Genomic DNA, 6,507 nt, shown 5'->3' with positions numbered 1-6,507 from the left:
CGTCCACAATCTCCAGTTTGAACGCTAAACTGTAATCTTTTTGGGTCTTCCTTTGGTAAACCTTAACTTCTTGTTCTTTCATCTGTTAACACTTTTTGTGTCAACTTATTTTAGGACGCTACAAACTAATTATAAAAAAGGCCGCCGACATATATTTGTCGGCGGCCTTTTTGTATTGTCGCTTTGTAAGCAACCACTCACATTATCTATTCACCACTCACTACAAAGCTGCTATCTGATCCTTATTAGCCAAAAACTTTTGCAGGTGGCCGTATAATACAATATCTAAACCGTAAACATCCGGGCGGTATTGCAGTGTGCCATTGCTATCTGCCCAACAGGTTACGTAGGTAATATAAACCGGCATTTTTTTAGGTACTGCTATGGTAGTGGGTTCGGGGTTATCCTCGCTCATGGCTTTCACAATTTTATCGTAAGTTGGGCCATCGCCAAATATAACCTTAGCTAATGCCTGCGGGTCGCCGAGGCGAACACAACCATGACTTAACGCCCGCATGGTTTGGCTAAAACCACTTTTTGCAGGGGTATCGTGCAGGTAAACGCTGCTGTTGTTATTAAACAGGAACTTAATTTTGCCTAACGAGTTATCGTTGCCAGGGCGTTGTTTAAATTCAAATTGATCTTTAGATACACTTCCCCAATCAATGGTTTCCGGGTCTTCCACTATTTTGCCATTCTCATATACGTCAATACCCTTATTTGATAGATAGTAAGGATCTTGCGCGGCTTCAACCATTATCTCTTTACTGGCAATACTTTTCGGAATGTTCCATTCCGGGTTTACCTGTACACTATGTATCATGCTGTTTAGCTGTGGTGTTTCGCGACTGAACGGCCGGTCTTTTTTATCACTTTCATCGTACTCAATTAAAGTGTTGGCATTGTCCATATTACGGCCTTCGCCAACAACAACTTTCATATTCAGGATAGAATGGCCATTTTCCATTACATCCAAACGATAATCAGGAATGTTTACAATTACGTATTTAGGCTCTTTAGGCTTATTTTTCCATCTTAAGCGCTCCATGTTAACCACCAGGTAGCGGGTGGTTTCTTCTTTAGTCATACCCTTTGCTGTGCCGCCACCCATTAGCGCTTTTTGCAACATAAGGTATTGCGGGTCTTTTGGTTGTATGCTATCCAGGTAAGCTTTAAGGTTTTGTGCACGAAGCGTTTTTAACATCGACGTGCTATCCGGGCGTTTGGTTGCAGTAAAGTAACGCGAGTATATTTTACGCGGACTAACCATACCATACTCCAGCGCGCTTGAATAGTTTATAAGGGAATTGGCCATCAATATTTCTAACTCTGCAATATCGTGGTAGGCTTCATCTAAATTCTTGATGCCTCTTTTATCTTTAAACTTGGCAACCAGCTGTTTGATCTGGTCGGCTTTAAACATTTTAGGGTCGAGGCCATGCTGACCTGCCTTCTCAAAATAATTAGATATGATATCTACGTCGCCGTTAAAAATGTGATCCATCACAAAAACGGGGTCATAATCATTTTGCACGTAAAAAGAAGTTATCAAATTGGGATTAGCCAGTTTACCTTTATTAGCAACAAGTACCTGTTTAAACACTTCGGCAAGGCCCTCGGGCGTGGCATCTTTAAAAACTTTGTTTTGCGTTTTCTTGTAGAGTTCATCACCCATATCTGAGCGAATTTTTTTCTTACAGCTTTGGATAGTTAGGGCGAGTATACAAAACAGGGTGAATAGCATCGGCAGGGCCGATTTCTTTTTAATATTTGATAGTATCATGTAAATATTCTAATAGTTATCTGCTTATATACAATACCTATACCATAAAAGCGTGTAAACATTTATTTTACGATTTACTTTAGCCTGATACGTAACACGGGGCAATAATTTATATTTGATTATGGCGAATGATAAACTTCCTGAAGTATGGCTGCGCGGCCCCTTAATTGATACCCCCGCTCTGTTACAACCTATCGCGCATGCATTATTGCAGGCACGCGAAGAACTGAACGACTTAATGAGCGGTTTTCCGGATGAATTGCTTTGGGAAAAAGTTGCCGAAATGGCCTCACCGGGATTTCATTTACAGCATTTAACAGGTGTGCTAAACAGGCTTTTTACTTATGCACATGGCGAGGCTTTGACCGAGCAGCAACTTAGTTATTTATCTGCCGAAGGCAAACCGACTACTAAAACATACACCGTTACAGAATTAGTTAATGCCTTTAATGTACAGGTTGATGTATCCCTGAAACAGTTAAGCGAAACAAATGAAGCTACCCTAACTGATTTTAGGGGTGTAGGCCGGGCGCAGTTGCCATCAACCGTAATTGGCCTTTACACGCATAGTGCCGAGCATACCATGCGGCATTTAGGGCAATTGATTGTAACGGTTGGGGTTTTGAGGGAAGGGGGATAATAAATCCGTCATGCCGAATTTATTTCGGCATCCCACACGCACGGTGAACGATAGGGCGGGCTACTTGTCCTAAGAGATCCTGAAACAAGTTCAGGATGACGACTGGGGTTACTTATTCACGATTCCTGCCACATCCCTATAATCTTTCGCATGATAAGTAACGCCTTCATTGGTGTATTTATCTAAGGGGTCGAATAAAAACGTATCGATACCTAACTCCATCGCTGCTTTGATCTCAGATTTTGGATCGTCGCCAATTACCAGCACCTCTTCAGTTTTGTAATTGTTTTCCTGCATTATTTTCTGGAATACGGCCTTTTTAGTTTGGTTAGATTGCTCAGGATCTACCACATAAACCTTTTTGAAATCAGCGCCAATATTCAGCATTTCTACCTTGCTCATTTGCAGTTTAGTAAAGCCGGTGGTCACCAAAAACTTGTCAATAGGTATCTGACGCAGTAAATTATATTCCTCGTAAGCGAACATCGGTTCCTCAAACCTGATGTTACGCAGCATTTCCATGCCCTGTTTTTTCAATTCGTCGCTAAAGCCAAATTCATCTGCTACATGCTGATAGGGGCGGCGGGTAAGCTCATCTTTGGCTTTGGTAGCGGCCCGTCTGTCTTCTTCGCCAAGGTTCTCATCTATCAGCTTAAATAATTTGCCAAATAAATGATCGGCAATAGAGCTAACGGGGTAAATGGTATTATCGAGGTCTAAAATTAAAACACGTTTCATAGATGCAATTTAGGGTAATTGTTCGGGCAAGCCAGCAATCTCTTCGGCAGGAACAGTTTCAATGGCGGTTTTGTTGTTATGATACAGCAAATAATAGCCGCCCGCTGTTAACACGGATAGTACACCAAGCAGCCACCATAACGATCTAAAACCGCCATAATAAATAACCTGACTACCCATTGCCGGAGCCAGGATCTGTGCTGCCGACCACGACATGGTGTACAGGGCCGCGTATTCGCCACGGTTATAATTGTTTGTACGCGCAATCCAAAAGGAGTTCATAAATGGCATGCTCATGATCTCGCCAAGGGTTACCAGTACTACTACCAATATAGCGGTTGCTATACCTGCCGGTAAAATATTGAGCAGCACAAAGCCGAAGCCTGTTATCAGCACTCCCCAAACAATATAGGTTAGGGCATGCCTTTTACCTTCCAGGTAATTGATCAGTACCATCTCGATGGCTACAATAAGCAACCCATTCAATGCCAGCAGGAAGCCAATCAAACGCTCGCCAATATGCCAGTTAAGTTTATAAAACACAGGTTCCATAATAAAGAACTGGAAGAAGCACAAACCGAAAATGGTAGATAGAAATATAAACCACAGGTAGGTCTTATCCCTATATGCCGATGCAACCGGACCAGTCTTCGCAGGTTTAACTTCGGACTTTTTGATAGCATCCCTTGGCATTAGCTTGAGTAGCATCAGGGCGGCCAATATATTGGTGCAACCATCAACCCAAAACAATAAATGATAATTGATGGATGCTAAATATCCCCCCAAACCGCCGCCAAATGCCCAGCCCAAATTAACCGCCAAACGGTTTAGTGAATAAGAGCGGGTCTTGTTTTCGGGCGAGCTGTAGTGCGCGATAGCCGTAGAGTTTGCCGGGCGGAACGCTTCGTTACAAAAACTTAGTATAAACGTGCCGATGCCAAGTGTTAAAAAAGTGCGCTGGTAACCCAGTACAACAAACAGGATCCCACCGCTTAAAAGTGTAATTACCTGCAGGTCGTAAAAGCCAATCTTATCGGTAAGCTTACCGCCCGTAAACGCGCCAAAAATAGAGCCTATGCCAAACAGTGCCATTATATAACCCGCCTGTACCACACTAAAATGTAACTGATTTATGCAGTAAATGCTGAGGAACGGTACCACCATAGTACCACTGCGATTGATGAGCATCACCACGCTGAGGTACCAGCTATTGGGCGATAAACCGCTGTATGCTTTTTTGTATAGGTGGATTATTGACACGATTTAGGGATGGTTAGATTAATAAAGCCAAAAATAGTGTTTGCTTTTTCGTGTAGATACAAAATGTGAAAATTATCTTAAATTTATTACTTAAAACATGCACCATGACTGTTACCGAAATTATGACCGAGCTGCAGGCAAAGGGCAGCGAGAGCATAAAAAAAATATTATCGAAACATGGGGTTAAAGAACCGTTTTTTGGCGTTAAGATAGAGTATTTAAAACCTATACAAAAAAAGGTTAAAAAGGATTATCAGCTGGCAAAAGACCTGTTTGCTACGGGTAATGCCGATGCTATGTACCTTGCTGGCCTGATAGCTGATGATGAGAACATGACCAGGGCCGATCTGCAAACATGGGCACAGCAGGCGGTTTCTAACAATATTAGTGAATATACCGTTCCATGGGTGACTGCAGGCAACCCTCATGGTTTTGAATTAGCCCTGGAATGGATAGATAGCCCGACAGAACATATTGCCGCAAGCGGTTGGGCGGCGTTGAGCAACATTGTTGCCCTGAAACCGGATACCGAACTGGATATGGAAAAACTGCGCGCCTTATTAGAAAGAGTTGAGCAAAACATCCGCTTATCTGCCGATAGGGTGTGTTATCATATGAATAACTTTGTTATTTCGGTTGGATCATATGTATCTGCCCTGGCCGACAATGCCGTGGCTACAGCAAATAAAATTGGCGTAGTAACGGTTGATAAAAACGGCACATCATGTAAAGTACCCGTAGCAACCGAATACATTAAAAAGGTATGGGACAAACGTGGCGGCATTGCGCCTAAAAAGAAAGAGGTTAAATGCTGAAATAATGGAAGCGCAATTTTTTTGCGCTCCCATTATTTCAGTAGATATAAAAGGGAGGATCTATCCTGTGCTCTACAGCTTTGAATTTCTGTTTCTCAGCCAGTGATCGGCCAGTACAAGGGCGGCCATGGCTTCTACAATAGGCACCGCACGAGGGACTACACATGGGTCGTGGCGGCCTTTGCCGGATATTTCGGCGGCGTTACCTTCGCCATCAATAGTTTGCTGGTTGTGCATAATGGTGGCAACCGGTTTAAAGGCTACCTTAAACTCAATAGGCATACCATTGCTGATACCACCCTGTATCCCGCCCGAAAAATTGGTGCGGGTGCCAATGCTGCCGTCGGTGTTTTTGATGAAGATATCGTTATGCTCTGATCCGCGCATTTCGCTGCCGCTAAAGCCCGAACCAAATTCAAAGCCATGCACAGCGTTAATGCTCAACATCGCTTTACCCAGATCTGCATGAAGTTTATCAAATACCGGGTCACCAAGGCCAACAGGGCAGTCTTTAATATAACAACTTACTTTGCCACCAACGGTATCTCCCTGCTTGCGGATGCTGTCGATAAACTCTATCATTTCTTCGGCAGTGGCAGGATCGGCACAGCGCACTATGTTTTGTTCGCGTATTTCTAAAAACTCTTCAGCACTTTCAATAAAAACATTTGGCGCGTTAATGGTGCCTACGCTGCTTACGTGGGCCAGTATCTCTATGCCTTGGGTCTTCAATAAAAGTTTGGCTAAGGCGCCCGCAGCTACCCGTGCTGCTGTTTCGCGGGCTGATGAACGACCGCCGCCACGATGATCGCGGATGCCATATTTTGTTGCGTAGGTATAATCGGCATGCGATGGGCGGAATACATCTACATTGTGGCCATAATCTTTTGAGCGCTGATCTTCGTTAGGGATGATCATAGCGATAGGGGTGCCCGTGGTTTTACCCTCAAACGTACCCGAAAGGATCTTAACAATATCGCTCTCTTTACGCTGAGTGGTAATTTTCGACTGGCCCGGTTTGCGTTTATCCAGCTCGCCTTGTATATAATCCAAATCAACATCAAGCCCGGCAGGGCAGCCGTCTATAATTACGCCTATAGCCTCGCCATGCGATTCGCCGAATGTTGTTATCCTGAATAATTGACCAAATGAATTACCTGCCATGGGATTTTAGATGTACGATTTTAGATTTTAGATTGCTCCATTCCGCGCGTCATTGCGAGGTACGAAGCAATCTCTGAACTTTGCATTGGGGGTTCTATGTGGGCAAC

The 6,507-nt window shown here is 43.6% G+C and carries 6 protein-coding genes; 2 read left to right on the top strand and 4 right to left on the bottom strand.

Features of this window, described 5'->3' with window-relative positions; all coding sequences use genetic code 11:
- Window positions 1-220 precede the first annotated feature (220 nt).
- Complete coding sequence (locus NPE20_RS16520) at window positions 221-1,783, bottom strand: L,D-transpeptidase scaffold domain-containing protein (RefSeq protein ID WP_256539782.1); 1,563 nt, start codon at window positions 1,781-1,783, stop codon at window positions 221-223.
- Window positions 1,784-1,904: 121 nt separating this feature from the next.
- Between NPE20_RS16520 and NPE20_RS16515 the strand changes: the two genes are divergently transcribed.
- Window positions 1,905-2,423, top strand: a complete 519-nt coding sequence (locus NPE20_RS16515) for a DinB family protein (protein ID WP_256539781.1) — start codon at window positions 1,905-1,907, stop codon at window positions 2,421-2,423.
- 108 nt (window positions 2,424-2,531) lie between these two features.
- Here the strand turns inward: NPE20_RS16515 and NPE20_RS16510 are convergent, their stop codons facing one another.
- Entirely contained in the window at window positions 2,532-3,161 is a 630-nt protein-coding gene (locus NPE20_RS16510) for an HAD family hydrolase (protein WP_256539780.1), read from the bottom strand.
- 9 nt (window positions 3,162-3,170) lie between these two features.
- Complete coding sequence (locus NPE20_RS16505; RefSeq protein ID WP_256539779.1) at window positions 3,171-4,421, bottom strand: MFS transporter; 1,251 nt, start codon at window positions 4,419-4,421, stop codon at window positions 3,171-3,173.
- Window positions 4,422-4,525: 104 nt separating this feature from the next.
- On the opposite strand from NPE20_RS16505, the gene NPE20_RS16500 reads away from it, so the two are divergent.
- Complete coding sequence (locus NPE20_RS16500; protein WP_256539778.1) at window positions 4,526-5,236, top strand: DNA alkylation repair protein; 711 nt, start codon at window positions 4,526-4,528, stop codon at window positions 5,234-5,236.
- A gap of 72 nt (window positions 5,237-5,308) precedes the next feature.
- Here NPE20_RS16500 and aroC read toward each other — a convergent pair whose 3' ends face one another.
- Window positions 5,309-6,400: a chorismate synthase gene (gene aroC, locus NPE20_RS16495; RefSeq protein ID WP_256539777.1), complete on the bottom strand. Its 1,092-nt coding sequence runs from the start codon at window positions 6,398-6,400 to the stop codon at window positions 5,309-5,311.
- Between the last annotated feature and the right edge of the window lie 107 nt (window positions 6,401-6,507).

This window comes from Mucilaginibacter aquariorum (assembly GCF_024498135.1).
Taxonomy (GTDB): domain Bacteria; phylum Bacteroidota; class Bacteroidia; order Sphingobacteriales; family Sphingobacteriaceae; genus Mucilaginibacter; species Mucilaginibacter aquariorum.
The sequence above is the reverse complement of the archived record's forward strand: the minus strand, read 5'-3'. Positions and strand labels throughout refer to the sequence as shown.

Bases quoted from the DNA above. Each gene is read 5' to 3' on its own strand.
- NPE20_RS16520 (WP_256539782.1), bottom strand. From the start codon at position 1,783: ATGATACTATCAAATATTAAAAAGAAATCGGCCCTGCCGATGCTATTC.
- NPE20_RS16515 (WP_256539781.1), top strand. From the start codon at position 1,905: ATGGCGAATGATAAACTTCCTGAAGTATGGCTGCGCGGCCCCTTAATT.
- NPE20_RS16510 (WP_256539780.1), bottom strand. From the start codon at position 3,161: ATGAAACGTGTTTTAATTTTAGACCTCGATAATACCATTTACCCCGTT.
- NPE20_RS16500 (WP_256539778.1), top strand. From the start codon at position 4,526: ATGACTGTTACCGAAATTATGACCGAGCTGCAGGCAAAGGGCAGCGAG.
- aroC (WP_256539777.1), bottom strand. From the start codon at position 6,400: ATGGCAGGTAATTCATTTGGTCAATTATTCAGGATAACAACATTCGGC.